Origin of the sequence: Enterobacter sp. MGH 4 (assembly GCF_000534735.1) — a bacterium.
GTDB lineage: Bacteria > Pseudomonadota > Gammaproteobacteria > Enterobacterales > Enterobacteriaceae > Enterobacter > Enterobacter intestinihominis.
The window spans coordinates 1,870,995-1,894,905 of record NZ_KI973289.1 but is presented as its reverse complement, the minus strand read 5'-3'; the positions used below and the strand labels follow the sequence as shown (position 1 = coordinate 1,894,905).

Genomic DNA, 23,911 nt, shown 5'->3' with positions numbered 1-23,911 from the left:
TTGTACATAAACCGGATGAGGATTTTATGAGCAGACCACCAAACGACCCTAACCGCCGCGAGAAGATACTCCAGGCGACGCTGGACACCATTGCTGAGCACGGTATTCATGCCGTCACGCACCGCAAAATTGCCACCTGCGCAGGCGTACCGCTGGGGTCGATGACCTACTATTTCGACGGGATGGAGTCGCTTCTGGAGGAGGCGTTCACGTGGTTTACGCAGCAGATGTCTCAGCAGTACCGGGATTTCTTCGCGGGGGTGACCGGGCGGGAGAGGGCGTGCGAGGCCATTACCACGCTGATCCACAGTTCCGCTGTGACCACGCCACACAATATGGCGCTGATGTATCAGCTGTACGCTTTTATGCACCGCAGCGCCGCGCTGAAAACGGTGATGCAGGACTGGATGAAGATGAGCCAGACTACGCTTGAGCAGTGGTTTGATCCGGCCACCGCCCGTGCGCTGGATGCGTTTATCGAGGGGATGACGCTGCATTTTGTAACCGACCGGTCGCCGTTAACCCGGGAGGAGATCCGGGCGATAGTGGGACGGATTGCAGGCGAGGATACCGTCTGATAGCGCTCGCCCCGGCCACGCCTGATGTCAGGAGATTTTTTTCCCGCTGGCGTCAACGACGACTTCGCCATCTTCCTTCGTAAATGCCCCTTTTTGCGCGTCCGGAAGGATGTCGAGAACGACTTCAGAAGGGCGGCACAGACGTGTACCCAGCGGCGTCACCACAATCGGACGGTTAATCAGAATGGGGTACAGCAGCATGAAATCGATAAGCTGGTCATCGGTGAAATTTCCCCCGGCAAGGCCCAGTTGCTCATAAGGCTCGACGTTTTTGCGCAGCAGATCGCATACGGAAATCCCCATGTCTGCAATCAGCCTGGTCAATTCATCACGCGACGGTGGGTTCTCAAGATAGAGAATAATTTCGGGTTCCGTACCGTTGTTGCGGATCATCTCCAGCGTATTGCGCGACGTGCCGCAGGCCGGGTTGTGGTAGATAGTGATGTTGCTCATATCTGTTACTCATTACAGTGTGAAGGAGAGACGTAGCGCCAGCGCGGCGAGCGTCACAAACAGAACCGGCAGCGTCATTATGATGCCCGTCCTGAAATAGTAGCCCCAGGTAATGGTCATGTTTTTCTGTGCCAGCACATGAAGCCATAGCAGGGTAGCCAGGCTACCGATGGGGGTGATTTTCGGCCCCAGATCGCAGCCAATCACGTTAGCGTAAATCATCGCCTCCTTAATCAAGCCTGTTGCCGCACTACCCTCAATGGAGAGCGCGCCGATCAATACCGTTGGCATATTGTTCATTATGGATGACAGAAAGGCGGTGATAAATCCGGTTCCCAGCGTAGTGGCCCAGAGTCCATGTCCGGCTAAGCGATCAAGAACGCCTGAAAGAGACTCCGTCAGCCCGGCATTACGCAGGCCATACACCACCAGATACATCCCCAGCGAAAAGATAACGATCTGCCAGGGTGCGCCGCGCAGCACTTTCCCGGTGTTGATGGCGTGCCCGCGTTTCGCAACGGCAAATAAAATCAGCGCGCCAGTTGTTGCGATAGCGCTGACCGGGATACCCAGAGGTTCAAGCACAAAGAAACCGACGAGCAGTAGCAGCAGCACGATCCAGCCCGTTCTGAACGTCGGCAGGTCATGAATGGCCCGTGCGGGCTCGCGGAGTTTTGCCAGGTCATATTCCGGCGGTATATCCTTGCGGAAGAACAGATGCAGCATCACCAGCGTCGCGGCAATTGCGGCGATATCAACCGGGATCATCACCGAGGCGTATTCGCTAAAGCCCAGCTTAAAGAAGTCCGCTGAGACGATGTTGACCAGGTTGGAGACAATCAGCGGCAGGCTGGCGGTATCGGCGATAAATCCCGCCGCCATCACGAACGCCAGCGTGGCCTGCTTGCTGAACCCCAGCGCCAGCAGCATGGCGATAACGATAGGTGTCAGGATCAATGCCGCACCGTCATTGGCGAACAGCGCCGCCACGGCCGCACCCAGCAGCACGATCCAGGTAAACAGCAACCGCCCGCGACCGTTTCCCCAGCGAGCAACGTGCAGCGCCGCCCACTCGAAAAAACCGGACTCATCCAGCAGCAAACTGATAACGATTACCGCGATAAACGTGGCCGTCGCATTCCAGACGATGTTCCAGACCACCGGAATGTCGTTAACGTGGATCACACCGCTCGCCAGCGCCAGCGCGGCGCCAATGGTGGCACTCCAGCCGATACTGAGCCCTTTGGGCTGCCAGATAACCAGTACCAGCGTAAACAGAAAAATAGCCCCTGCCAGAAACATCTTTTACTCCGTTATATCTGTTTTTGTGAATGTGTTGTGGTCAGCACGAGCCCGGGAGGCGGTTTTTCAGCTTCATACGTGTCTCTTCTCGCAGGCAGTTCCAGCTGGTGTCGATAACGGTTGCCGCCCACGCGGGCATATTGGGAGAGAGACGGTAGTAGATCCACTTACCCTCGCGACGGTCGATGGCCAGCCCGGCCTCGCGCAGTAAGGCCATGTGGCGGGAGACTTTCGGCTGCGGCTCGTTGGTAGCGGAGCAGAGATCGCAGACGCACAGCTCGCCCGCTTCACGCAGAAGCATGAGGATGGAGAGGCGCGTTTCGTCGGAGAGGGTTTTGAAGAGCTGAACGGGGTGAAGCATCTGGCGATCCTGCGTGGTTTTTGTCATATACATTAAATCATATATGTTTGTGGCGAGTGAGGGAAGGGCAATAAGGACAAATAAATGTCCTCAGTGAAGTACCATTACGTTGAGCCGTCGTCTTTGAGCCACAGACAGGGCGGGATTAGAAGATTAATGATTCCTGGTTTTGTTGAATATCTTCAATGTTATGAGACAGACGATCGTTGCAGATGTTAACAGAATCAAAATATCAATATTTGTATATGTTTCGTACATTGTCTCCGCATTAATATCACCATAGATAAATCCGCAAATAGCAGTTGCAACGTCGTGGTTAATATAAGCTGTTGGAGGACCCAGCATACGTCCTGCCAGAAAGCTAATTAACACAAACCAGACGGCCTTAAGTAGTCTTGAGCCCCATTTACAGGCAAGGGTAGTGATATCCACCGTCAATAACCTCAATACTATTGCACGCGATATGTGAACGCATACATGGGACCTAAATAAATTCCGGTTTCAGAAGAGCGATTCCGAAATTGGAGTGGTGAGCGAGCTTTATGTAGACTTCTGCCGCTATCCCCGGATGAATCCTTCATTCCTTTTCCTGTCATCAGGTGGATTAATTCGTTCCAACTTATGCCAGCTGCCTGTATCGAAGTTCAAACCCGATCATATCTACGCTCAATCGTTGTTCTTTTAAGATATTGACCAGGCAAAATTTAACCGCGTAAGAAGATCAGCTATACCGCCATGGAAAATAAGGTAGTGTTATAAGTAATTGATAGGGAAGGGTATTAATTTCAGGCAACAAAAAACCCATCAACCTTGAACCAAAAATGGCGGGGTTGATGGGCTCCACAAATTGGGGACATCAAAGAAAAGCAGTGGCACTAATTATGACTGCACCCTGCGTAAAAAGTTCTGCGCGTAACGAAAATTTTTTGCGCCACACGCAAACTTGAGATTTATCCGAGTCCTGGCCAGATAATGATGATCAGCGTACCCGCCAGCGTCAGCAGCACGTTGGCGATTGCGTACGTGCCTGCATAGCCCAGCGCCGGGATATTGCTGCGCGCGGTGTCGCTGATGATCTCCATCGCCGGTGCGCAGGTGCGCGCGCCCATCATCGCGCCGAAGAGCAGGGCGCGGTTCATGCGGAGCACGTAGGCGCCGAACAGGAAGCAGATGACTACCGGTACCAGGCTGACGATAAGTCCGGAAACCAACATTTGCCAGCCGACCGCACCCAGGCCATTGCCAATGCCGCTCCCGGCGCTTAAGCCGACACCCGCCATAAAGACCATCAGACCGAACTCTTTCACCATGTTCAGCGCTCCCTGAGGGATGTAGCCGAAGGTGGGATGGTTCGCTCGCAGGAAGCCCAGCATGATCCCGGCGAACAGCAGACCGGCAGCGTTACCGATGCCGAAGCTAAAGTTACTGAACTGGAAGGTGATCATCCCGATCATCAGGCCAACAATGAAGAAGGCGCAGAAGGCTAACAGGTCCGTCACCTGACTGTGAATCGAGATAAAGCCGATACGGTCGGCAACGGTTTTAACACGTCGGGCATCGCCGCTGACCTGCAACACATCGCCTTTATTAAGCACCACGTTATCGTCGATAGGCATTTCAATCTGGCTGCGGATCACGCGGTTGAGGAAACAGCCGTGGTCGGTCAGCTTCAGCTGCGCCAGACGGCGGCCCACGGCGTTGTGGTTCTTCACCACAATCTCTTCGGTGACGATACGCATGTCCAGCAGGTCGCGGTCAAACACCTCTTTCCCGTTGCGGAAACTCGGATCGAGACGCGCGTGGGCGTCCGGGTAGCCAACCAGAGCGATGTCATCGCCCATCTGGAGTACTGCGTCACCGTCCGGGTTTGCCAGAATGCCGTTACGACGGATACGTTCGATGTAGCAGCCGGTCTGACGGTAAATCCCCAGCTCGCGCAGGTTTTTCCCGTCGGTCCAGGCAACCAGTTCCGGACCGACGCGGTATGCGCGGATCACCGGCAGGTATACTTTACGTTTGGAGTCCGTATCCAGACCACGCTCTCGGGCAATGGTTTGGGCGCTGGTCTGGAGATCCTGATGCTGAAGTTTTGGCAGATAGCGCGCGCCAACAATCAGGCTCACCAGACCAATCAGATAGGTCAGGGCATAGCCCAGGCTCAGGTTATCCAGCGCGGCGGAAAGCTGCGTGCCTGCCATGCCAGAATGACGAAGCGTATCCCCCGCGCCAACAAGCACCGGCGTGGAGGTCATCGAGCCTGCCAGCATACCGGCCGTTAAGCCGATGTCCCAGCCAAACAGTTTGCCCAGCCCTAACGCAATCAGCAGGGCGCTGCCGACCATCACCAGCGCCAGCATCAGATAATTTTTGCCGTCTCGGAAGAAAATGGAAAAAAAGTTCGGACCGGCTTCCACGCCAACGCAGAAAATAAACAGCATGAAACCTAAGTTAAGCGCGTCCGTGTTAATACTGAAATGTTGCTGACCTAATAACAGGGAGACGACTAAAACGCCAATGGAATTACCAAGTTGAACTGAACCCAGGCGCAATTTACCCAGACAAAGGCCCAGTGCCAGTACCACAAATAATAACAGGATGTAATTCCCATTTAACAAGTCTGCGACGTTTATATTCACGGAGGCTAACTTCTTGTTTACCAGTAAGTTGTTGAATGAAAGGACTATTTGGGCTACTGTTTTCAGAGTCAGGGAATCACTTTGCACCTCCCTGCTTCCTGATAAATACCCTAAACACTAGCAGGCGGTTAGTTTAATCGTAATAGCTACCGACAGCCACCTATTATCGCACGACTTGTGTGCGTGTTTTGGCAAGGATTGCCGCAATGCTTTATCTGACTGGGCGTCCACCGGACGAGTTTTGTATTTGATAGAGATAAGTCAGGAGGATAGTTTGAACTTTAAACGAAACTGGGTTGGCGTAATCAGCTGCTTTTTGCTGTTTACGGTCGTTTGCATGTCGCTTGCTTTTAATGTGAAGGGCGCCTTCAGAGCGTCCGGTCATCCCGAGCTGGGCCTGTTGTTCTTCATCCTGCCGGGGGTAGTGGCCAGTTTTCTCTCGCGCAAAGGCGAGGTGGTAATGCCGCTGCTGGGGGCCATCCTTGCGGCGCCCCTCTGCCTGCTTCTGATGCGCGTGCTGTTTCTCTCGTCGAGAAGCGTCTGGCAGGAAGTGGCGTGGCTACTAAGTGGCGTTTTCTGGTGTGCGCTGGGGGCGCTCTGTTTCTTATTTATGCGCAGCCTGCTGCAACAGCGGAAGCATCATAAATAAAAACGCCCTCAGGGTGAGGGCGTCTTAGCATTACTGAGCGGCAAACAGGCCCAGGTGCTCTTTGGCGTACGCTTCGAAATCGGTGCAGCCGCCGATGTGTTTCTGATCGAGGAAGATTTGCGGCACGGTTTCAACCGGTTTACCCACGGTTTTTTCCAGATCGGCTTTGCTGATGCCTTCCGCGTGGATATCCACGTAACGGAAGTTGAAATCATCACGTTCTTCAGTCAGTTTCTCAGCCAGCTCTTTCGCGCGCACACAGTAAGGGCATCCTGGACGACCAAAAATTACTGCAAACATTTCTCTCTCCTCAAAAAACAAGCCTGACGGCGAATAATCCCTATAGTGCACGATAACCTGCCGTCATGGAAAGAAGGTTTCACCTGTCACTTTGATACAGTCAGGCTATGTTTCGCCAATTACATCAGGTGGATCATTGCCTATACTGGCTGCCATACGTTTTACGCAATACAAAGAGAGACAAAATGACGCCAACCATTGACCTGCTTCGTTCCCACCGTTCCATTCGCCATTTCACCGATGAGCCGATCACCCAGGCGCAGCGGGACGCGATCATCGACAGCGCAAGAGGCACCTCCAGCTCCAGCTTTTTGCAGTGCAGCTCCATTATCCGCATCACCGATCCGGCGATGCGTGAACAGCTGGTAACGCTGACGGGCGGACAAAAGCACGTTGCCCAGGCGGCTGAGTTCTGGGTGTTCTGCGCCGATTTTAACCGTCACCTGCAAATCTGTCCTGAGGCGGAGCTGGGGCTGGCGGAACAGCTGCTGCTGGGCGTGGTGGATACGGCATTGATGGCGCAAAACGCGTTCACGGCGGCGGAATCGCTGGGGCTTGGCGGCGTCTATATCGGCGGGCTGCGTAATAACATCGAAAGCGTGACGCAACTGCTGAAGCTGCCGAAACACGTGTTGCCGCTGTTTGGTCTGTGCCTCGGCTGGCCGGCGGATAACCCGGATCTGAAGCCGCGTATTCCTGCTGCGATGCTGGTGCATGAAAACCACTACCAGCCGGTCGATCAGGACGTTCTGCATCAATACGATGAAGAGCTGGCGAACTACTATCTGACGCGCGACAGCAACAACCGCCGCGATACCTGGAGCGACCATATTCGTCGCACCATCATTAAAGAAAACCGCCCGTTCATTCTTGATTACCTGCACAAACAGGGCTGGGCAACGCGATAGTCCCTTCCTCCTGCGCCTCGTGTATGATAGGCAGGCTTTTCCCATGTCTTTAGAGAGGTGCAGGGTGAAAATTGCCATATTGTCCCGGGATGGAACGCTCTATTCATGTAAACGCCTGCGAGAAGCGGCGGCGAAACGCGGACATCAGGTTGAGATCCTCGATCCGATGTCCTGCTATATGAACATCGACCCTGCGGCGTCGTCGATTCATTACAAAGGCCGCAAACTCCCGCATTTTGATGCGGTAATTCCCCGCATTGGCTCCCAGATCACCTATTACGGCACGGCCGCGCTGCGCCAGTTTGAAATGCTGGGAAGCTATCCGCTCAATGAGTCCGTGGCGATCTCACGCGCCCGCGATAAGCTGCGCTCGCTGCAACTGCTGGCGCGCCAGGGGATCGATTTGCCCGTCACCGGGATTGCTCACTCCCCGGACGACACCAGCGATTTAATCGACATGGTGGGCGGTGCGCCGCTGGTCATTAAGCTGGTGGAAGGCACGCAGGGTATTGGGGTGGTACTGGCGGAGACGCGTCAGGCGGCGGAAAGCGTGATTGACGCCTTTCGCGGTCTGAATGCCCATATTCTGGTGCAGGAGTATATTAAAGAGGCCAAAGGGTGCGACATCCGCTGCTTTGTGGTGGGCGATGAAGTGGTGGCCGCCATAGAGCGGCAGGCGAAAGAGGGCGACTTCCGCTCTAACCTGCACCGCGGCGGTATCGCGCGGGTGGCCCTTATCAGCGAGCGCGAGCGCGAGATTGCGGTGAAAGCGGCGCAGACGCTGGGCCTGGACGTGGCGGGGGTCGATCTGCTGCGTGCCGACCGCGGGCCGCTGGTGATGGAAGTTAACGCCTCGCCGGGGCTGGAAGGGGTGGAAAAAACCACAGGCGTCGATATTGCAGGTAAAATGATCGCATGGATTGAACGCCATGCGACGCCGGGATTTTGCCTGAAAACGGGCGGTTAAATGGATCGGCGCGCACTTTTTGCGTAAGCTGGACAACGTTTTTATTTAAGAGGCTGCACAGCGATGGATTTACAGGTCGTACCTACACTGGATACGTTACGTCAATGGCTCGATGATGCCGGTATTACTTTTTTCGAATGCGACTCCTGCCAGGCGCTGCATCTGCCTCACATGCAAAATTTCGATGGTATTTTTGATGCCAAAATCGATCTGATTAACGACGTGATCCTGTTCTCGGCGCTGGCTGAAGTGAAGCCTTCAGCGCTGCTTGCACTGGCATCCGATCTGTCAGCGATTAACGCCAGTTCTTTGACCGTGAAAGCGTTTCTCGACATACAGGATGATAATCTGCCGAAGCTGGTGGTTTGCCAGTCTTTATTCTCCGGCGCGGGGCTCTCCTTCAAACAGTTCGCCTGGTTTATGCGCCTGAGCGAAGAGCAAATTTCCATGGTAATGATGGAAGCCAACGCACATCACCTGCTGTATAGCGCGGAAGATGATGCCGAGAATAATGATGCATCTTCCAATTTTCTCCACTAAGCCTGTCTGACTTTTGCGCAGTCGCTACCAGAGCGGCTGCATAACACCGCTTTTTCTGCTGCTTTTAACCTTTCTTTAAAGAATTTTTCACCTCCTCTCAGGCCGTTTCGGCTTATCACGTAGACATAATCTGCATAAAAAATTGATAAAAGGCGTTTTTTCGTCTGGGCTATAGCCGGAGACACGGGCTACAGTTATTCTTGCGGTGCTTAAAAAAGCGAGCGGAACCTGCCGGGAAGAGGGGTGTATTTTATTTCGGGCAGAGCGACAAACTATGCATGAATATTGCATATCTTCAGGCTGCACAGTTTTGGTTCGTTTGTTAACGAGCTTTCAGAAGGAATAACAATATGATCGCCTTGAATAAAAAATGGTTATCGGGTCTGGTTGCGGGTGCTCTGATGGCCGTCTCTGCCGGCACGCTCGCTGCGGAACAAAAAACGCTGCACGTCTATAACTGGTCTGACTATATTGCGCCGGACACCGTCGCGAATTTTGAAAAAGAGACCGGCATTAAGGTTGTCTACGACGTATTCGATTCCAACGAAGTACTGGAAGGCAAACTGATGGCGGGCAGTACCGGTTTCGACCTGGTGGTGCCCTCTGCAAGCTTCCTGGAGCGTCAGCTGACCGCCGGTGTCTTCCAGCCGCTGGACAAGAACAAGTTATCGAACTGGAAAAATCTTGACCCGGAAGTGCTGAAGCTGGTGGCGAAGCATGATCCGGACAACAAATACGCCATGCCTTACCTGTGGGCGACCACCGGTATTGGCTTTAACGTGGATAAAGTCAAAGCGGCGCTGGGCCCGGACGTCAAGCTGGACAGCTGGGACGTGGTGCTGAAGCCGGAAAACCTCGAGAAGCTGAAAAGCTGCGGCGTCTCTTTCCTCGATGCGCCGGAAGAGATTTTCGCCACCGTGCTTAACTATCTCGGCAAAGATCCAAACAGCAGCAAGGCCGACGACTACACCGGTCCGGCGACCGACCTGCTATTGAAGCTGCGTCCGAATATTCGCTACTTCCACTCCTCTCAGTACATCAACGACCTGGCTAACGGGGATATCTGCGTGGCCATCGGCTGGGCGGGTGACGTCTGGCAGGCAGCGAACCGTGCGAAAGAGGCGAAAAACGGTGTGAATGTTTCCTACTTCATTCCGAAGGAGGGGGCGCTGGCGTTTTTCGACGTCTTCGCGATGCCGGCTGATGCGAAAAACAAAGAGGAAGCGTATCAGTTCCTCAACTACCTGATGCGTCCGGAAGTGATTGCCCACATCAGCGACCACGTCTACTACGCCAACGGTAACAAGGCCTCCGTGCCGCTGGTGAGCGAAGAAATCCGCAATAATCCAGCGATCTACCCGCCAGCCGATGTGTTTGCCAAGCTCTTCACCTTGAAAGTGCAGGAACCGAAAATTGACCGTGTGCGTACCCGCGCGTGGACCAAGGTGAAAAGCGGTAAGTAACGGCGTTTGATATCGTTGCCCGGTGGCGCTGTCGCTTACCGGGCCGACAAATCCCGTAGGCCGGGCAAGCGTTAGCGCCGCCCGGCGATGCGCACCCTGACGGTGCGTTTGCACCAGTGTTGATCTATGCCGGAGAGCACCCCGTGAATGACGCGATCCCCCGCCCGCAGGCGAAAGTCCGTAAAGCGCTGACCCCGCTTCTTGAAATTCGAAACCTCACCAAATCCTTCGACGGCCAGCATGCCGTGGACGATGTCAGCCTGACGATCTACAAAGGTGAAATTTTTGCTTTGCTCGGCGCATCCGGCTGCGGTAAATCGACCCTGCTGCGTATGCTGGCCGGGTTTGAACAACCTACCGCCGGGCAGATCGTGCTGGATGGGGTAGACCTCTCCAGCGTGCCGCCGTACCAGCGGCCCATTAACATGATGTTCCAGTCCTATGCCCTGTTCCCGCACATGACCGTCGAGCAGAACATCGCCTTCGGCCTGAAGCAGGACAAACTGCCGAAAGCCGAAATCACCGCGCGCGTGGCGGAGATGCTGAGCCTGGTGCACATGCAGGAGTTCGCGAAGCGTAAGCCGCATCAGCTTTCCGGCGGCCAGCGTCAGCGCGTGGCGCTGGCAAGAAGTCTGGCCAAACGGCCGAAATTACTCCTGCTCGACGAGCCGATGGGCGCGCTGGATAAAAAGCTGCGCGACCGGATGCAGCTGGAAGTGGTGGATATCCTTGAGCGCGTAGGGGTGACCTGCGTGATGGTGACGCACGACCAGGAAGAGGCGATGACCATGGCCGGGCGCATTGCGATCATGAATCGCGGTAAGTTCGTGCAGATCGGCGAGCCGGAGGAGATTTACGAACACCCGACAACCCGCTACAGTGCGGAGTTCATCGGCTCGGTAAACGTCTTCGAAGGGCTGCTGAAGGAACGCCAGGAAGACGGTCTGGTGATTGAATCGCCGGGGCTGGTGCACCCGCTTAAGGTTGATTCTGATAATTCCGTGGTGGACAACGTGCCGGTTTACGTTGCCCTGCGCCCGGAAAAAATCATGCTTTGCGATGAGCCGCCCGCCGATGGCTATAACTTTGCCGTGGGCGAAGTGGTACACATTGCCTATCTCGGCGATCTGTCGATTTACCATGTCCGCCTGAAAAGCGGGCAGATGCTCAGCGCCCAGTTACAGAACGAACACCGGTATCGCAAGGGACAGCCAACCTGGGGCGACGAAGTGAGCCTGTGCTGGGATGCGGACAGTTGCGTAGTCCTGACGGTATAAGGAGCGGTCATGAGCACACTTGAACCTCCAGCCCGCGTCAAAAAACCGGGCGGTTTCTCGCACTGGCTGGCGCGCGTGCAGATGGCGCATGGCCGCAAGCTGGTCATCGCCATGCCCTATATCTGGCTGATCCTGCTGTTTCTGCTGCCGTTCCTGATCGTCTTTAAGATCAGCCTGGCGGAGATGGCGCGGGCGATCCCACCGTATACCGATCTGTGGGAGTGGGCCGACGGGCAGCTGACGCTGACCTTAAACCTCGGGAATTTCCTGCAACTGACTGAGGATCCGCTCTATTTCGAAGCCTATTTACAGTCGTTACAGGTTGCGGCGATCTCAACGATCTGCTGCTTGTTGATGGGCTACCCGCTGGCGTGGGCAGTGGCGCACAGCAAGCCGTCGACGCGAAATATTTTACTGCTGTTGGTCATTTTACCGTCGTGGACATCGTTCCTGATCCGCGTGTACGCGTGGATGGGGATCCTGAAGAATAACGGCATACTGAATAACTTCCTGCTGTGGCTTGGGGTGATCGACCAGCCGCTGACGATCCTGCATACCAACCTTGCGGTGTATATCGGGATTGTCTATGCCTATCTGCCGTTTATGGTGCTGCCAATCTATACGGCGCTGACGCGAATCGATTACTCGCTGGTGGAAGCTTCGCTGGATCTCGGCGCACGCCCATTGAAGACGTTCTTCAGCGTCATTGTGCCGCTCACAAAAGGCGGGATCATCGCCGGATCGATGCTGGTGTTTATCCCGGCGGTCGGGGAGTTTGTGATCCCCGAACTGCTCGGCGGCCCGGACAGCATCATGATTGGCCGCGTGCTGTGGCAGGAGTTCTTCAATAACCGCGACTGGCCGGTGGCCTCGGCGGTGGCGATTGTCATGTTACTGCTGCTGATCGTGCCGATCATGTGGTTCCACAAACATCAGCAGAAACAGATGGGAGACCACGGATGAACAACTTACCGGTAGTACGCTCCCCGTGGCGAATTCTGATCCTGATTATCGGCTTTACCTTCCTGTACGCGCCGATGCTGATGCTGGTGATCTACTCGTTCAACAGCTCTAAGCTGGTCACCGTCTGGGCGGGCTGGTCGACGCGCTGGTACAGCGAGCTGTTCCACGATGATGCGATGATGAGTGCGGTGGGGCTGAGCCTGACCATTGCGGCGCTGGCGGCGACGATGGCCTGCGTGCTGGGCACGATTGCCGCGCTGGTGATGGTGCGCTTCGGCCGTTTTCGCGGAGCAAATGGTTTTGCGTTTATGATCACCGCCCCGCTGGTGATGCCGGACGTCATCACCGGTCTGTCGCTGCTCCTGCTGTTTGTCGCGCTGGCGCACGCCATCGGCTGGCCAGCGGATCGCGGGATGCTCACCATCTGGCTGGCGCACGTCACCTTCTGTACGGCGTATGTGGCGGTGGTCATCTCCTCGCGGCTGCGCGAGCTGGATCGCTCCATTGAAGAGGCGGCGATGGATCTCGGCGCCACGCCGCTGAAGGTCTTTTTCATCATTACGCTGCCGATGATTATGCCGGCGGTGATCTCCGGCTGGCTGCTGGCGTTCACGCTCTCGCTCGACGATCTGGTTATCGCCAGCTTTGTGTCGGGGCCGGGCGCGACGACGCTGCCGATGCTGGTCTTCTCCAGCGTGCGCATGGGGGTGAATCCGGAGATTAATGCCCTGGCCTCCATCATCCTCGGCGTGGTCGGAATTGTCGGATTTATCGCCTGGTATTTGATGGCGCGCGCGGAAAAGCAGCGCGTGCGCGATATCCAGCGTGCAAGACGCGGCTGAAGGAATTATTATTTCCAGTGATGTGCCGCGTATGACGCGGCACTGTTTTTCAGGGAAGTAAAAACATTGGGATTCTTGCAAAAAACACGTCATTCGCACGCCCGTCCGAACGTCCCTGCGCTGGTGCAGGTGGCGGCGCTCGCCATTATTATGATCCGCTGCCTGGATGTGCTGATGATTATGAACACGCTGGGCCCGCGAGGCATGGGGGAGTTCATTCACCGCAGCGCGCAGACGTGGAATCTGACGCTGGTGTTTCTCAGCAGCCTGATACTGGTGTTTATTGAGATCTACTGTGCGTTCTCGCTGGTAAAGGGGCGCAACTGGGCGCGCTGGGTATATTTTCTTACGCAGATCACCGCCGCCAGCTATCTGTGGGCCGCCTCGCTGGGCTATGGCTATCCGGAGCTATTCAGCATTCCCGGCGGCTCCCGCCGCGAGATTTTCCATTCCTTAGTGATGCAAAAATTGCCGGACATGCTGGTGCTCTGCCTGCTCTATGTTCCCGCCTCCAGTCGGCGGTTCTTCCGCCTGCAATAATGTGTATAATCGCAGCCCTCGTGATTCTTAAGGTTTTCATATGCAGTGCGCACTCTATGACGCCGGACGCTGCCGCTCCTGTCAGTGGATAGAACAGCCGGTCCCTCAACAACTCACCGCCAAAATGGCCGACCTGAAACAGCTGCTGGCAGCACACGCGGTGGGCGAGTGGTGCGCACCCGTCAGCGGGCCGGAGCAGGGCTTTCGTAATAAAGCCAAAATGGTGGTCAGCGGCAGCGTCGAAAAGCCGCTGCTGGGCATGCTGCACCGTGACGGCACGCCCGTCGATCTCACCGGCTGTCCGCTGTATCCCGCCTCGTTTGAGCCGGTGTTTACCGCCCTGAAACCCTTTATCGCCCGCGCGGGGTTAACGCCCTATAACGTTGCCCGCAGGCGCGGCGAGCTTAAGTACCTTCTGCTGACCGAAAGCCAAATCGACGGCGGGATGATGCTGCGCTTTGTGCTGCGTTCGGAAACCAAACTGGAGCAGCTTCGCGCGGTGTTGCCGTGGCTGCAGGAACAGCTTCCGCAGCTCAAGGTCATTACCGCTAATATTCAGCCGGTGCATATGGCGATCATGGAAGGAGAGAAAGAGATTTTCTTCACCGAACAGCATGCGCTGGCGGAGAATTTCAACGGCGTGCCGCTGTGGATCCGTCCGCAAAGCTTCTTCCAGACTAACCCCACCGTCGCCAGCGCGCTGTACGCGACCGCGCGCGACTGGGTGCGTGCGTTACAGGTTCATCACATGTGGGATCTGTTCTGCGGCGTCGGCGGCTTTGGCCTGCACTGTGCCACGCCAGACATGCAGCTCACCGGGATTGAAATTTCTGCGGAGGCCATCGCCTGCGCGAAACAGTCCGCCGCGGAGCTGGGGCTGACGAATCTGCACTTCCAGGCGCTGGACTCGACCCGGTTCGCCACCGGCCAGGGCAACGTGCCGGAGCTGGTGCTGGTGAACCCGCCGCGCCGGGGTATCGGCCAGGCGCTCTGCGACTACCTGAGCCAGATGGCGCCGGAGTACATTGTCTACTCCAGCTGTAACGCGCAGACCATGGCGAAGGATATCGCCAGCCTGCCGGGCTACCGCATTGCGCGCGTTCAGCTCTTTGATATGTTCCCGCACACTGCGCATTACGAAGTGCTGACGTTGCTCGTGAAATCTTAAACAAAATGTGAACTCTTCCCCCGCTCGAAATCAGGTAAGCTTACGTCATAACAAATGATTGAAGGCTTACCCATGAAGCAGATCCTGCTGGTAGAAGACGACCACGATATCGCTGCACTCCTGCGTCTTAACCTGGAAGATGAAGGCTACGCCATTACCCACGAGCCGGACGGGGGAAAGGCGTTACCGCTTCTGGAAAAACAGCCGTGGGACGCGGTGATCCTCGATCTGATGCTGCCGAATGTTGATGGTCTGGAGATTTGCCGCCGTATCCGCCAGATGACCCGCTACCTGCCCATTATCATCATTAGCGCCCGCAGCAGTGAAACTGACCGTATTACCGGCCTGGAAACCGGGGCGGATGATTATCTGGCAAAACCTTTCTCGGTGCAGGAGCTGATTGCCCGCATTAAGGCGCTGTTCCGCCGACAGCAGGCGATGGGCCAGGCGCAGACGGACGGCATTATTCAGGCGCACGGTCTGACTATCGATCCGCTGGCGCGCACCGTGCGTCTTAACGGTCAACACGTCGATCTCACCCCGCGTGAATTTGAACTGCTCTATTTTTTTGCCCGCCATCCCGGAGAGGTCTTTTCACGGCTGGCATTGCTGGAGCAGGTGTGGAGGTATCAGCACGAAGGCTACGAACACACCGTCAACACCCATATTAACCGCCTGCGCATCAAAATAGAGAAAGATGCCGCCGAGCCGGAGATCGTTCGCACCGTCTGGGGCAAAGGCTACAAATTTGCGGAGCAGAATCATGATGCGTCGCTTTAGCCTGAGCCAGCGCCTGACGCTGCTGTTTACGGTGTTACTGCTGCTCTGCGCCACCGTCGCCTGTGCGGTGCAGCTCTACGTTAGCATGCAGTACGGCAATGCGATGGTGCAGCGTCTCTCCGGCGGGCTGGCGCAGCAGATTGCGCAGCGGGAAGCGATTCTGGATTCGCAGGGCAGGGTGGATCGCAGCGCCTTAAAGCCGCTGTTCGACCGGCTGATGACCTTTAATCCGAGCGTCGAGCTGTATGTTGTCTCGCCTGATGGCGATATCCTGGCCGATGCCGCCCCGCCGGGGCACATTCAGCGGCAAAAAATTGACCTCGCGCCGATACAGAATTTCCTGAGCGGGACGGTGATGCCGGTGTTTGGCGACGATCCCCGAAGCCAGAATAAGAAAGTCTTCAGCGCCACCCCGCTGCGACAGGACGGCGAGCTGAAGGGGTATCTGTACATTATTTTGCAGGGGGAGGAGTCCAACGCGCTGGCGGAGATGGCCTGGCACAAAGCGCTCTGGAGTACGGCGCTGTGGTCGATGCTGCTGGTGGCGCTGTTTGGTCTGCTGGCGGGGCTGCTGCTCTGGTACTGGGTGACGCGCCCGGTTAAACAGCTCACGCTGGACGTGGCCGGGCTGGAGCAGGACAGCATCAGCGCGATTAAGCAGCTGGCGGCCCAGCCGCTCGAGCCTGCCGGCCAGGATGAAGTGGCGATCCTGCGCAATACCTTTATCGAGCTGGCGCGCAAAATCACCTCTCAGTGGGATCGGCTGGCCGACAGCGACCGCCAGCGCCGGGAGTTTATCGCCAACATTTCGCACGACTTACGCACCCCGTTGACGTCGCTGCTGGGTTATCTGGAAACGCTGTCGCTGAAATCCGCCACGCTGTCGCCGCAGGAGCATCAGCAGTACCTCGCTACCGCGCTGCGTCAGGGGCAAAAGGTACGCCATCTGTCGCAGCAGCTGTTCGAGCTGGCGCGTCTTGAGCACGGCGGCATCAAGCCCCAGCGCGAGCGTTTTGCCATGGCTGAACTGATTTCCGACGTGGCGCAGAAGTTTGAACTTACCGCCCGCACGCGCGAGGTGAACCTGCGTATTGATGTGCCGGGGCGATTGCCGCTGGTGAACGCCGACGTGTCGATGATCGAGCGCGTGGTCACTAATCTTCTGGATAACGCCATCCGTCATACGCCGAGCGGCGGAGAAATTCGTCTGGCGGTCTGGCAGGAGAATGAACGACTTCAGGTCGAAGTGGCAGACAATGGTACGGGCGTAGATGCCTCGCTGCGCGACGATTTGTTCCAGCGGCCTTCAGCGTTAAATCCTCAGGCGTCGCGGGAGAACCGTGGGGGATTAGGGCTGTTAATCGTGAAGAGAATGCTGGAGCTGCATGGTGGCGGGATCAGGCTGATGGAGTCCGTGAGCGGGGCGCGGTTCAGGTTCTTTGTGCCGCTATGAGAAATTGCCGGGTGGCGCTGCGCTTTCCCGGCCTACAGACCACCCCCGTAGGCCAGACCACCCGGCAAAAAGAGATTACTGCGGGAACCACTGCTCGCTGATTTTCTGGTATGTGCCGTCAGCTTTGATCGCTTTCAGCGCGCCGTTCAGTTTTTCCAGCAGGGCTTTGTTATCCGGACGTACCGCGATGCCGAGGCCGGTACCAAAGTACTGCGGATCGGTCACTTTCTCCGTCGCTGTACCCAGCTGCGGGTTGGTTTTCAGCCACTCATTCACCACCGCGGTGTCGCCAAATACGCCATCGATACGGCCATTTTTCAGGTCGATAATTGCGTTCTGGTAGCTGTCATAGGCCACGGTTTTCACTTCAGGATGCTTGTCCTGGAGATATTTCTGGTGCGTGGTGCCGTTTTCCATGCCGATGCGCTTGCCTTTCAGCTCGTCGAAAGACTTATAAGCCCCTTTCTTCGCAATCACTACCGCAGAGTTCGCGTAGTACGGGTCGGTGAACGCGACCTGCTTGCTGCGCTCTGGGGTGATATCCATGCCGGAGATCACCGCATCGTATTTTTTAAATTTCAGGGACGGGATCAGGCTGTCAAACGCGTGGTTAGTAAAGGTGCAGTCGGCCTGCATCTGCTTGCACAGCGCTTTCGCCAGGTCAATGTCAAAGCCGACGATCTGGTTGCTGGCATCCAGCGATTCAAACGGCGGATAGGTGGCAGAAACGCCAAAATTGATTTTATCTGCGGCGGATGCGCCTGCGGCGAAGGTTGCGAGTAATGCGGCCAGAACTAACTTTTTCATTGTAATGCTCCCGTCTGTCTTATTTATGCGCCGTGTCTGCGGCCTGGATATACAATGCCATTTACTGAATTTATATGCAATAAAAATGATTAAATATTACATTTATTGCAAAAAAAAGCGGATAACCCATCAGGTTACCCGCTCAATGAATACCGTTTTATGCAATGGCGTGATTAATTCCTGCGCTCAAACGCCAGCGCCTTACGCTCGATAAGACGCATCATCAGCGTCAGCAGACCGTTGACCACCAGATAGACCAGACCCGCCGCACCGAACACCATCACGTCGTAGGTACGTCCGTACAGCAGCTGCCCGTGGCCCATCACTTCCATCAGGGTGATGGTGTAGGCCAGAGAGGTGCTTTTGAACACCAGAACGACTTCGTTGGAATAGGAAGAGAGCGCACGCTTAAAGGCGTATGGCAGCAGGATCGCCAGCGTGTCCTTCTTGCTCATGCCCAGCGCACCGCAGGACTGCCACTGGCCTTCTGGGATCGCGCGGATCGCGCCGTAAAACAGCTGCGTGGTATAGGCCGCGCTGTTCAGTGAGAGAGCTATCAGGGCGCAGAGCCATGGCTCAGAGAGCAAATGCCAGATAACCGGATATTCCTGTAACGACGGGAACTGCCCTGGACCGTAGTAAATCAGGAAGATCTGCACCAGCAGCGGCGTACCGGTAAAGAGCGTAATGTAGCCACGGACAATCCACACCAGCACCGGCGTTTTCAGCGTCAGGACGATGGTGAAGAACAGCGCCAGGATCAGCGCTACGATGATAGACGCAACGGTCAGCGTCAGGCTGGTGTGCAGCCCTTTCATCAGTTCGGGTAAATAATCCAGCATCAGCCTGGTCTCCGTTCAAAACGCGTTGCGCGCAGATCAATACGCTTCAGAACGTACTGGCTCAGCAACGTGATTACCAGGTAGATAGCCGCCGCGACGATGTACCAGGTAAATGGCTCCTGCGTACGGGTGGCGATACTTTTGGTTTGCAGCATCAAATCGTTCACGCTGATCAGGCTCACCAGCGCGGTATCTTTCAACAGTACCAGCCACTGGTTGCCCAGCCCTGGCAGGGCATGACGCCACATCTGCGGCATCACCAGGCGGAAGAAGATCGCCGCTTTCGACAGGCCCAGCGCCTGACCGGATTCCCACTGTCCCTGCGGTACCGCTTTCAGCGCGCCGCGCAGCGTTTGTGACGCATAGGCCGAATAGAGCAGGGAGAGCGCAATTACGCCGCACAGGAACGGACTGACGTCGAAGTTCTCAATCTGCATTTGCACCGGGATCTGCGCAAAGCCGAGATTAATCGTAAAGCCGTCCGACAGCGTTAACAGCAGCTGTGAGGAGCCGAAATAGATAAACAGGACCACCAGAATTTCCGGCAGTCCACGCAGCACAGTCACCAGCGCTGAACCGAGCCATGCGACAGGGCGCCACTTAACGGACTCCCACACCGCAAAGAACATCGCCAGTACGAGGCCGATAATCAGTGCACAAACGGCAAGGCCGACGGTCATCCCGGCGGCGCTTGCTAAAGGAAAAATTTCATTCATCAGGAATTACTTCTGGAACCATTTTTTGTAGATGGTTTCGTAGGTGCCGTCTTTCTTCACTTTTTCCAGCGCAGCGTTGAATTTCTGCTGCAGCTCGGTGTTGCCCTGACGTACGGCAATACCCAGACCTGTACCGAAGTAGTCTTTATCTGTCACCTTGTCACCCACGGCGGCCAGCTTGTCGTTCGCTTTCAGCCATTCAGTCACGACAGCCGTGTCCCCGAACACCGCATCGATACGGCCGTTTTGCAGGTCCAGCTTCGCATTCTGGTAGCTGTCATACGGCACGGTGGTGATTTCCGGGTGCTTATCCATGATGAATTTCTGGTGCGTGGTGCCGTTCTGCACGCCGACTTTCTTGCCTTTCAGCAGGTCAACGGAGGCGTATTTACCTTTCTGACCAATGAACAGCGCCGAGTTGTCGTAGTAAGGGGTGGTGAACAGAACCTGCTTTTCACGCTCCGGAGTGATGTCCATACCGGCCATCACGGCGTCGATACGGCGGAACTTCAGGCTTGGGATCAGGCTGTCGAACGCCTGGTTGCTGAAGGTACAGGTCGCGTCGATCTCTTTACATAGGGCATTTGCCAGGTCCACGTCGAAGCCAACAATCTTGTTGTTCGCATCAATGGATTCAAACGGAGGGTAGGACGCTTCAGTGGCGAAACGGATGGTCTGGGCTGCGGTAGCGGAAAGGCTGACGCTAGCAAGCAGCGCGGCAATCAATACTTTTTTCATTATAATTTCCCTAACACATCAGTGTGATAAGTAGTTTTTGAAGGCATCGGTTTGCGGTTTGGTGAAGCAGCTCGCATCACCTTGCTCAACGATATACCCGTTTTCCATGTAGACCACGCGGCTGGCGGTTTTGCGCGCCACTTCCACCTCGTGGGTCACGATGACCTGGGTAATGTTGGTTTCCGCCAGTTCACGAATGATACTCACGATCTGGGCAGTAATTTCCGGGTCCAGCGCTGCGGTTGGTTCGTCGAACAGCAGCACCGCTGGCTCCATCATCAGCGCACGGGCGATCGCCACACGCTGTTGCTGACCACCAGAGAGATGCAGAGGATAACGGTCGCTGTACGGTTTCAGACGCAGACGTTCCAGCAGCTTTTCAGCACGCGCCATCGCCTGATCTTTGCTTAAGCCAAGCACGCGGCACGGGGCTTCAATCAGGTTTTGCACCACCGTCAGATGCGGCCAGAGATTATATTGCTGGAAAACCATGCCCACGTTTTGACGCAGTTCACGAATCGCTTTATCAGAAGGGGTTTTCGCGAAGTCAAAATGGTTACCGGCGATGGCCAGCGTTCCCGAACGGGGCATTTCAAGCAGATTTAAAACACGCAGAAGGGAGCTTTTTCCCGCGCCGCTTGGGCCGAGCAAAACCAGCGTTTCGCCCTCCGGGCAGCTCAGCGTAATGTCGAACAGCGCCTGGTGTGCGCCGTAGAAGCAGTTAATGCCGTTTAGTTTAATACTCATCGGGGCAGTCTTTACTCATCCAGGCAATCTATAGCAATTGAGGCCGCAGATAGTACCGTTGACAGAATAGTTATGCAATATTTCTGCGTTAAAAGTTAAATATAACCCGTATTTCCTCTTAAACATAGCACAAAATAGCGACGGGAAAGGGGGGCGAGAATAAATGTCGGCATTCCGCATGAAATGCCGGACATTTTACGGGGTTAACGTTTATTTATCGTATGCGTTAGCGGTTCTCAATCGACTGGCGAAGGGTGCCCGCCGGAGCATGAACGCTGCCGCCAATGTAGCGCACATCATCTATTGCCCAGCACTGGCCTTCACGGATCATCAGCACCTCATCCTGCCAGGTTTGCGTCCCCTGGGTTAGCTTCACGCGCAGAGGAATATTCCGTGCGTCGGTATTCGGAATGGTGGACGCGCTGGCGACGTCGGCGCTGTCCGGCAGCGTGGCGCGGCTGGAGAACGGATCGGATGAAAGCAGCGCGTTTTGCTGCGGATCGCGCGAGGCGTCATTAAGCAGTTTCGCCAGATTATCGCTCAGGTACGGGCGCAGGGCGGTGAGGTCATTACCGCGATGCTGAATGCGGTAATCATAGAACTGTTGCGCCACGGCGTCCGGGCCGCCCTCAATGCAGGGGCCGCTGCGGGAACCGATATCCTTAAAGGCTGGCGTGACCGGCGTAGTGCAGGCGCTGAGCACCAGCGCGCAGGGCACTAAAAGCGTTAAAGCAGAGTAGCGCATGTTGATTTCCTTATTTATTAACTATCCTTTCAATCATAGCGTAACGAACCGATAATGCAGTTGCTAACGCATTGAACGCTAAAGACGGAGAGGAAGTATGCAATTTTCAACAACACCAACCCTGGAAGGTCAACCCATTACCGAGTACTGCGGCGTGGTCACCGGTGAGGCGATTCTGGGTGCCAACATCTTCCGGGACTTCTTTGCCGGCATTCGGGATATCGTCGGCGGGCGCTCCGGTGCCTACGAGAAAGAACTGCGTAAAGCGCGTGACATTGCGTTTAAGGAGCTGGGCGAGCAGGCCAAAGCGCTGGGCGCGGATGCGGTGGTGGGCATTGATATCGACTACGAAACGGTCGGGAAAGATGCCAGCATGCTGATGGTGAGCGTAAGCGGCACGGCGGTGAAAACCCGTCGATGAAGCGTTCGCTCTCAACCCTCCTGCTGGCATTGTTGCTGGCAGGATGCGCCTCGGAAGAGGGCATTGTTGATAAAGGCGCGTACGAACTTGATACGCGCCATCAGGCGCAGGCGGCCTACCCGCGCATAAAGGTGCTGGTGATCCATTACACCGCCGATGATTTCGACACCTCGCTTGCGACCTTAACCGATAAAAACGTCAGCTCTCACTATCTCATCCCCGCAAAGCCCCCAGCTCCGCAGGGCAAACCGCGTATCTGGCAGCTGGTGCCGGAGAGCGAGCTGGCCTGGCATGCAGGTATTAGCTTTTGGCGTGGGACCAACCGCATAAATGATACCTCCGTCGGCATTGAGCTGGAAAACCGCGGCTGGCGGAAAACCGATGGTGTGAAAACCTTTACCCCCTTCGAACCGGGGCAAATTGCGGCGCTAATCCCGCTTGCCAGAGACATCATCGCCCGCTACGACATTAAACCGCAGAACGTTGTGGCCCATTCGGATATCGCCCCGCAGCGTAAAGACGACCCTGGCCCGCTGTTTCCGTGGCGCGAGCTGGCGCAGCAGGGCATCGGAGCCTGGCCTGAACCGGCGCGGGTAAATTTTTATATCAACGGGCGACCGCATTATCAGCAGGTTGATACCGCAGCACTGCTCGATCTGCTGGCGCGCTACGGTTACGAGGTGCCAGAAAACAGCACGCCTGCACAGCAAAAACGCATCATCATGGTGTTCCAGATGCATTTCCGTCCGCAGTTATGGAATGGCGTAGCGGATGTTGAAACCATGGCGATTGCCGAAGCACTTTTAGAGAAATACGGGCAGGGGTAAACCTTTGGCTTACCCCCAAATGAGTATATTTCCGCAAGTTTCTATTAGATTAATCCTAAGTACAATCTCATTTCATTTTTAGTTAATTGACTTAAAATTATTCGGATTTAAGATGGACACATAGCACGCTAATCAATTTAGCGAATAAAAAACTTTACTCTTTTTTTTATTCTTGAGTTTTTCATCAGGAAAATATTTATGGTTCGGTATGAATGCCGTTGCCATGTTTTTTTAAAATCACATCTTAAAACGGGTATAACAATGTTAAGCATCTATGGAAAAAAATTACGTCCGCAACATGAAATGGAAAAGATTATTTCTGCAACCTCATGCGTTGAAGAAAGAACGTTAAAAAAATGGCAGAAGATTTCCACTGCTGATTCCGGTTTAATTCATATTATTGTCAGCGGCGAAGTCGAATTTCGACGTGACTCTGACGAACTGTGCTTGTTCACCGTTACCGGGCAATGCATTTTCGGCCTGTCGTCGATGTATTACAACGCCACCCATATATACGGCCTTGTTCGGTCGAATACGGTTGTTCGCTCGATCAAGAAAGAGGTCTTCGCCCAGCTGATGACCGAGAAAAACCTGTGGCCTGAGCTGACAAAAGTGCTTTCCTGGTACATATGCCTGATGAGCAAGCGCGATGATATTCTGGTCGCTCGCAGCGCATATTCTGTTGTTCGCGAATTTTTATATGAGATCAACGACCTGATTGTACAGCATCAGCGTGATATTAACGTTTATGATTACATTCAGGAATACACTAACCTGGCACGTAGCACCATTATTAAAATCCTCTCCGATCTGAAAAAAGGTCAATATATTGTGGTGGAAAAAGGTCGACTGCTTAACCTCACCGCACTGCCTGAAAAATATTAATGC

The 23,911-nt window shown here is 55.2% G+C and carries 27 protein-coding genes; 16 read left to right on the top strand and 11 right to left on the bottom strand.

Going from position 1 to position 23,911, the window contains the following annotated elements; genetic code table 11:
* Positions 1-26 precede the first annotated feature (26 nt).
* Entirely contained in the window at positions 27-578 is a 552-nt protein-coding gene (locus tag L350_RS13430; protein WP_032624580.1) for a TetR/AcrR family transcriptional regulator, read from the top strand.
* A 27-nt stretch (positions 579-605) separates the two neighbouring features.
* Here the strand turns inward: L350_RS13430 and arsC are convergent, their stop codons facing one another.
* The 4 genes from arsC to L350_RS13455 form a co-directional block, all read right to left on the bottom strand.
* Positions 606-1,031: a glutaredoxin-dependent arsenate reductase gene (arsC, locus tag L350_RS13435; protein WP_032624578.1), complete on the bottom strand. Its 426-nt coding sequence runs from the start codon at positions 1,029-1,031 to the stop codon at positions 606-608.
* Positions 1,032-1,043: 12 nt separating this feature from the next.
* Entirely contained in the window at positions 1,044-2,333 is a 1,290-nt protein-coding gene (locus L350_RS13440; protein WP_032624577.1) for an arsenic transporter, read from the bottom strand.
* Between the two features lie 40 nt (positions 2,334-2,373).
* Positions 2,374-2,694: a metalloregulator ArsR/SmtB family transcription factor gene (locus L350_RS13445; protein WP_032624576.1), complete on the bottom strand. Its 321-nt coding sequence runs from the start codon at positions 2,692-2,694 to the stop codon at positions 2,374-2,376.
* Positions 2,695-3,644: 950 nt separating this feature from the next.
* Positions 3,645-5,330 carry an aspartate:alanine antiporter gene (locus L350_RS13455; RefSeq protein WP_001024855.1) on the bottom strand — a complete coding sequence of 562 codons (1,686 nt, stop codon included), beginning with the start codon at positions 5,328-5,330 and terminating at the stop codon, positions 3,645-3,647.
* A 274-nt stretch (positions 5,331-5,604) separates the two neighbouring features.
* On the opposite strand from L350_RS13455, the gene L350_RS13460 reads away from it, so the two are divergent.
* The gene (locus tag L350_RS13460) at positions 5,605-5,979 is read left to right on the top strand and encodes an inner membrane protein YbjM (RefSeq protein WP_023299682.1); all 375 of its coding nucleotides are present in this window, start codon (positions 5,605-5,607) and stop codon (positions 5,977-5,979) included.
* Between the two features lie 30 nt (positions 5,980-6,009).
* Here the strand turns inward: L350_RS13460 and L350_RS13465 are convergent, their stop codons facing one another.
* A complete protein-coding gene (locus L350_RS13465) occupies positions 6,010-6,279 on the bottom strand; it encodes a GrxA family glutaredoxin (RefSeq protein WP_014169305.1) in 270 nt (89 codons plus the stop codon).
* Positions 6,280-6,464: 185 nt separating this feature from the next.
* On the opposite strand from L350_RS13465, the gene nfsA reads away from it, so the two are divergent.
* The 11 genes from nfsA (at position 6,465) to L350_RS13520 (ending at position 17,180) form a co-directional block, all read left to right on the top strand.
* Positions 6,465-7,187 carry a nitroreductase NfsA gene (gene nfsA / locus L350_RS13470; RefSeq protein WP_023299683.1) on the top strand — a complete coding sequence of 241 codons (723 nt, stop codon included), beginning with the start codon at positions 6,465-6,467 and terminating at the stop codon, positions 7,185-7,187.
* A 64-nt stretch (positions 7,188-7,251) separates the two neighbouring features.
* A complete protein-coding gene (gene rimK, locus L350_RS13475) occupies positions 7,252-8,154 on the top strand; it encodes a 30S ribosomal protein S6--L-glutamate ligase (protein WP_032621711.1) in 903 nt (300 codons plus the stop codon).
* A 63-nt stretch (positions 8,155-8,217) separates the two neighbouring features.
* Positions 8,218-8,694, top strand: coding sequence for a YbjN domain-containing protein (locus L350_RS13480; protein WP_022647571.1), 477 nt, complete (start codon positions 8,218-8,220; stop codon positions 8,692-8,694).
* A 350-nt stretch (positions 8,695-9,044) separates the two neighbouring features.
* Entirely contained in the window at positions 9,045-10,157 is a 1,113-nt protein-coding gene (gene potF, locus L350_RS13485) for a spermidine/putrescine ABC transporter substrate-binding protein PotF (RefSeq protein ID WP_022647572.1), read from the top strand.
* A gap of 143 nt (positions 10,158-10,300) precedes the next feature.
* The gene (gene potG / locus L350_RS13490) at positions 10,301-11,434 is read left to right on the top strand and encodes a putrescine ABC transporter ATP-binding subunit PotG (RefSeq protein ID WP_006809449.1); all 1,134 of its coding nucleotides are present in this window, start codon (positions 10,301-10,303) and stop codon (positions 11,432-11,434) included.
* 9 nt (positions 11,435-11,443) lie between these two features.
* Complete coding sequence (gene potH, locus L350_RS13495; RefSeq protein ID WP_022647573.1) at positions 11,444-12,397, top strand: putrescine ABC transporter permease PotH; 954 nt, start codon at positions 11,444-11,446, stop codon at positions 12,395-12,397.
* A complete protein-coding gene (potI, locus tag L350_RS13500; RefSeq protein WP_022647574.1) occupies positions 12,394-13,239 on the top strand; it encodes a putrescine ABC transporter permease PotI in 846 nt (281 codons plus the stop codon). Before potH ends, potI begins: the two co-directional genes overlap by 4 nt.
* A 42-nt stretch (positions 13,240-13,281) precedes the next feature.
* Positions 13,282-13,779: a YbjO family protein gene (locus L350_RS13505; protein WP_115504200.1), complete on the top strand. Its 498-nt coding sequence runs from the start codon at positions 13,282-13,284 to the stop codon at positions 13,777-13,779.
* A gap of 40 nt (positions 13,780-13,819) precedes the next feature.
* Complete coding sequence (gene rlmC, locus L350_RS13510) at positions 13,820-14,947, top strand: 23S rRNA (uracil(747)-C(5))-methyltransferase RlmC (RefSeq protein ID WP_032624572.1); 1,128 nt, start codon at positions 13,820-13,822, stop codon at positions 14,945-14,947.
* A 72-nt stretch (positions 14,948-15,019) separates the two neighbouring features.
* Positions 15,020-15,727, top strand: a complete 708-nt coding sequence (locus L350_RS13515; RefSeq protein WP_032624571.1) for a response regulator transcription factor — start codon at positions 15,020-15,022, stop codon at positions 15,725-15,727.
* Positions 15,711-17,180, top strand: a complete 1,470-nt coding sequence (locus L350_RS13520) for a sensor histidine kinase (RefSeq protein ID WP_032624570.1) — start codon at positions 15,711-15,713, stop codon at positions 17,178-17,180. Before L350_RS13515 ends, L350_RS13520 begins: the two co-directional genes overlap by 17 nt.
* Positions 17,181-17,255: 75 nt before the next feature.
* Here L350_RS13520 and artJ read toward each other — a convergent pair whose 3' ends face one another.
* The 6 genes from artJ to L350_RS13550 all read right to left on the bottom strand — a co-directional run bounded on the left by artJ (position 17,256) and on the right by L350_RS13550 (position 21,775).
* Positions 17,256-17,987, bottom strand: a complete 732-nt coding sequence (gene artJ, locus L350_RS13525; RefSeq protein WP_015571008.1) for an arginine ABC transporter substrate-binding protein ArtJ — start codon at positions 17,985-17,987, stop codon at positions 17,256-17,258.
* A gap of 173 nt (positions 17,988-18,160) precedes the next feature.
* Entirely contained in the window at positions 18,161-18,829 is a 669-nt protein-coding gene (gene artM, locus L350_RS13530) for an arginine ABC transporter permease ArtM (RefSeq protein ID WP_022647579.1), read from the bottom strand.
* On the bottom strand, positions 18,829-19,545 hold the full coding sequence (gene artQ / locus L350_RS13535) for an arginine ABC transporter permease ArtQ (protein WP_003858367.1): 717 nt from the start codon (positions 19,543-19,545) through the stop codon (positions 18,829-18,831). The genes artM and artQ overlap by 1 nt, the downstream gene beginning before the upstream one ends.
* A 6-nt stretch (positions 19,546-19,551) precedes the next feature.
* Positions 19,552-20,283, bottom strand: coding sequence for an arginine ABC transporter substrate-binding protein ArtI (gene artI / locus L350_RS13540; protein ID WP_006174322.1), 732 nt, complete (start codon positions 20,281-20,283; stop codon positions 19,552-19,554).
* 18 nt (positions 20,284-20,301) lie between these two features.
* On the bottom strand, positions 20,302-21,030 hold the full coding sequence (gene artP, locus L350_RS13545; RefSeq protein WP_032624569.1) for an arginine ABC transporter ATP-binding protein ArtP: 729 nt from the start codon (positions 21,028-21,030) through the stop codon (positions 20,302-20,304).
* A gap of 226 nt (positions 21,031-21,256) precedes the next feature.
* Positions 21,257-21,775, bottom strand: a complete 519-nt coding sequence (locus L350_RS13550) for a lipoprotein (protein WP_022647580.1) — start codon at positions 21,773-21,775, stop codon at positions 21,257-21,259.
* Between the two features lie 97 nt (positions 21,776-21,872).
* Here L350_RS13550 and L350_RS13555 point away from each other — a divergent pair, with 97 nt between their 5' ends.
* The 3 genes from L350_RS13555 (at position 21,873) to L350_RS13565 (ending at position 23,908) form a co-directional block, all read left to right on the top strand.
* Entirely contained in the window at positions 21,873-22,196 is a 324-nt protein-coding gene (locus L350_RS13555; protein ID WP_003858361.1) for a heavy metal-binding domain-containing protein, read from the top strand.
* On the top strand, positions 22,193-23,023 hold the full coding sequence (locus L350_RS13560) for an N-acetylmuramoyl-L-alanine amidase (RefSeq protein ID WP_023305777.1): 831 nt from the start codon (positions 22,193-22,195) through the stop codon (positions 23,021-23,023). Before L350_RS13555 ends, L350_RS13560 begins: the two co-directional genes overlap by 4 nt.
* Before the next feature lie 261 nt (positions 23,024-23,284).
* Complete coding sequence (locus L350_RS13565; protein ID WP_032624567.1) at positions 23,285-23,908, top strand: helix-turn-helix domain-containing protein; 624 nt, start codon at positions 23,285-23,287, stop codon at positions 23,906-23,908.
* The last annotated feature ends 3 nt before the right edge of the window (positions 23,909-23,911 follow it).

Coding starts and splice junctions, on each gene's coding strand:
- L350_RS13515 (WP_032624571.1), top strand. CDS start 15,020: ATGAAGCAGATCCTGCTGGTAGAAGACGACCACGATATCGCTGCACTC.
- nfsA (WP_023299683.1), top strand. CDS start 6,465: ATGACGCCAACCATTGACCTGCTTCGTTCCCACCGTTCCATTCGCCAT.
- potF (WP_022647572.1), top strand. CDS start 9,045: ATGATCGCCTTGAATAAAAAATGGTTATCGGGTCTGGTTGCGGGTGCT.
- L350_RS13445 (WP_032624576.1), bottom strand. CDS start 2,694: ATGCTTCACCCCGTTCAGCTCTTCAAAACCCTCTCCGACGAAACGCGC.
- artQ (WP_003858367.1), bottom strand. CDS start 19,545: ATGAATGAAATTTTTCCTTTAGCAAGCGCCGCCGGGATGACCGTCGGC.
- L350_RS13550 (WP_022647580.1), bottom strand. CDS start 21,775: ATGCGCTACTCTGCTTTAACGCTTTTAGTGCCCTGCGCGCTGGTGCTC.
- L350_RS13465 (WP_014169305.1), bottom strand. CDS start 6,279: ATGTTTGCAGTAATTTTTGGTCGTCCAGGATGCCCTTACTGTGTGCGC.
- potI (WP_022647574.1), top strand. CDS start 12,394: ATGAACAACTTACCGGTAGTACGCTCCCCGTGGCGAATTCTGATCCTG.
- L350_RS13520 (WP_032624570.1), top strand. CDS start 15,711: ATGATGCGTCGCTTTAGCCTGAGCCAGCGCCTGACGCTGCTGTTTACG.
- arsC (WP_032624578.1), bottom strand. CDS start 1,031: ATGAGCAACATCACTATCTACCACAACCCGGCCTGCGGCACGTCGCGC.
- artI (WP_006174322.1), bottom strand. CDS start 20,283: ATGAAAAAAGTATTGATTGCCGCGCTGCTTGCTAGCGTCAGCCTTTCC.
- L350_RS13430 (WP_032624580.1), top strand. CDS start 27: ATGAGCAGACCACCAAACGACCCTAACCGCCGCGAGAAGATACTCCAG.
- L350_RS13440 (WP_032624577.1), bottom strand. CDS start 2,333: ATGTTTCTGGCAGGGGCTATTTTTCTGTTTACGCTGGTACTGGTTATC.
- rlmC (WP_032624572.1), top strand. CDS start 13,820: ATGCAGTGCGCACTCTATGACGCCGGACGCTGCCGCTCCTGTCAGTGG.
- L350_RS13565 (WP_032624567.1), top strand. CDS start 23,285: ATGTTAAGCATCTATGGAAAAAAATTACGTCCGCAACATGAAATGGAA.
- L350_RS13480 (WP_022647571.1), top strand. CDS start 8,218: ATGGATTTACAGGTCGTACCTACACTGGATACGTTACGTCAATGGCTC.
- artM (WP_022647579.1), bottom strand. CDS start 18,829: ATGCTGGATTATTTACCCGAACTGATGAAAGGGCTGCACACCAGCCTG.
- potH (WP_022647573.1), top strand. CDS start 11,444: ATGAGCACACTTGAACCTCCAGCCCGCGTCAAAAAACCGGGCGGTTTC.
- artJ (WP_015571008.1), bottom strand. CDS start 17,987: ATGAAAAAGTTAGTTCTGGCCGCATTACTCGCAACCTTCGCCGCAGGC.
- L350_RS13555 (WP_003858361.1), top strand. CDS start 21,873: ATGCAATTTTCAACAACACCAACCCTGGAAGGTCAACCCATTACCGAG.
- artP (WP_032624569.1), bottom strand. CDS start 21,030: ATGAGTATTAAACTAAACGGCATTAACTGCTTCTACGGCGCACACCAG.
- L350_RS13560 (WP_023305777.1), top strand. CDS start 22,193: ATGAAGCGTTCGCTCTCAACCCTCCTGCTGGCATTGTTGCTGGCAGGA.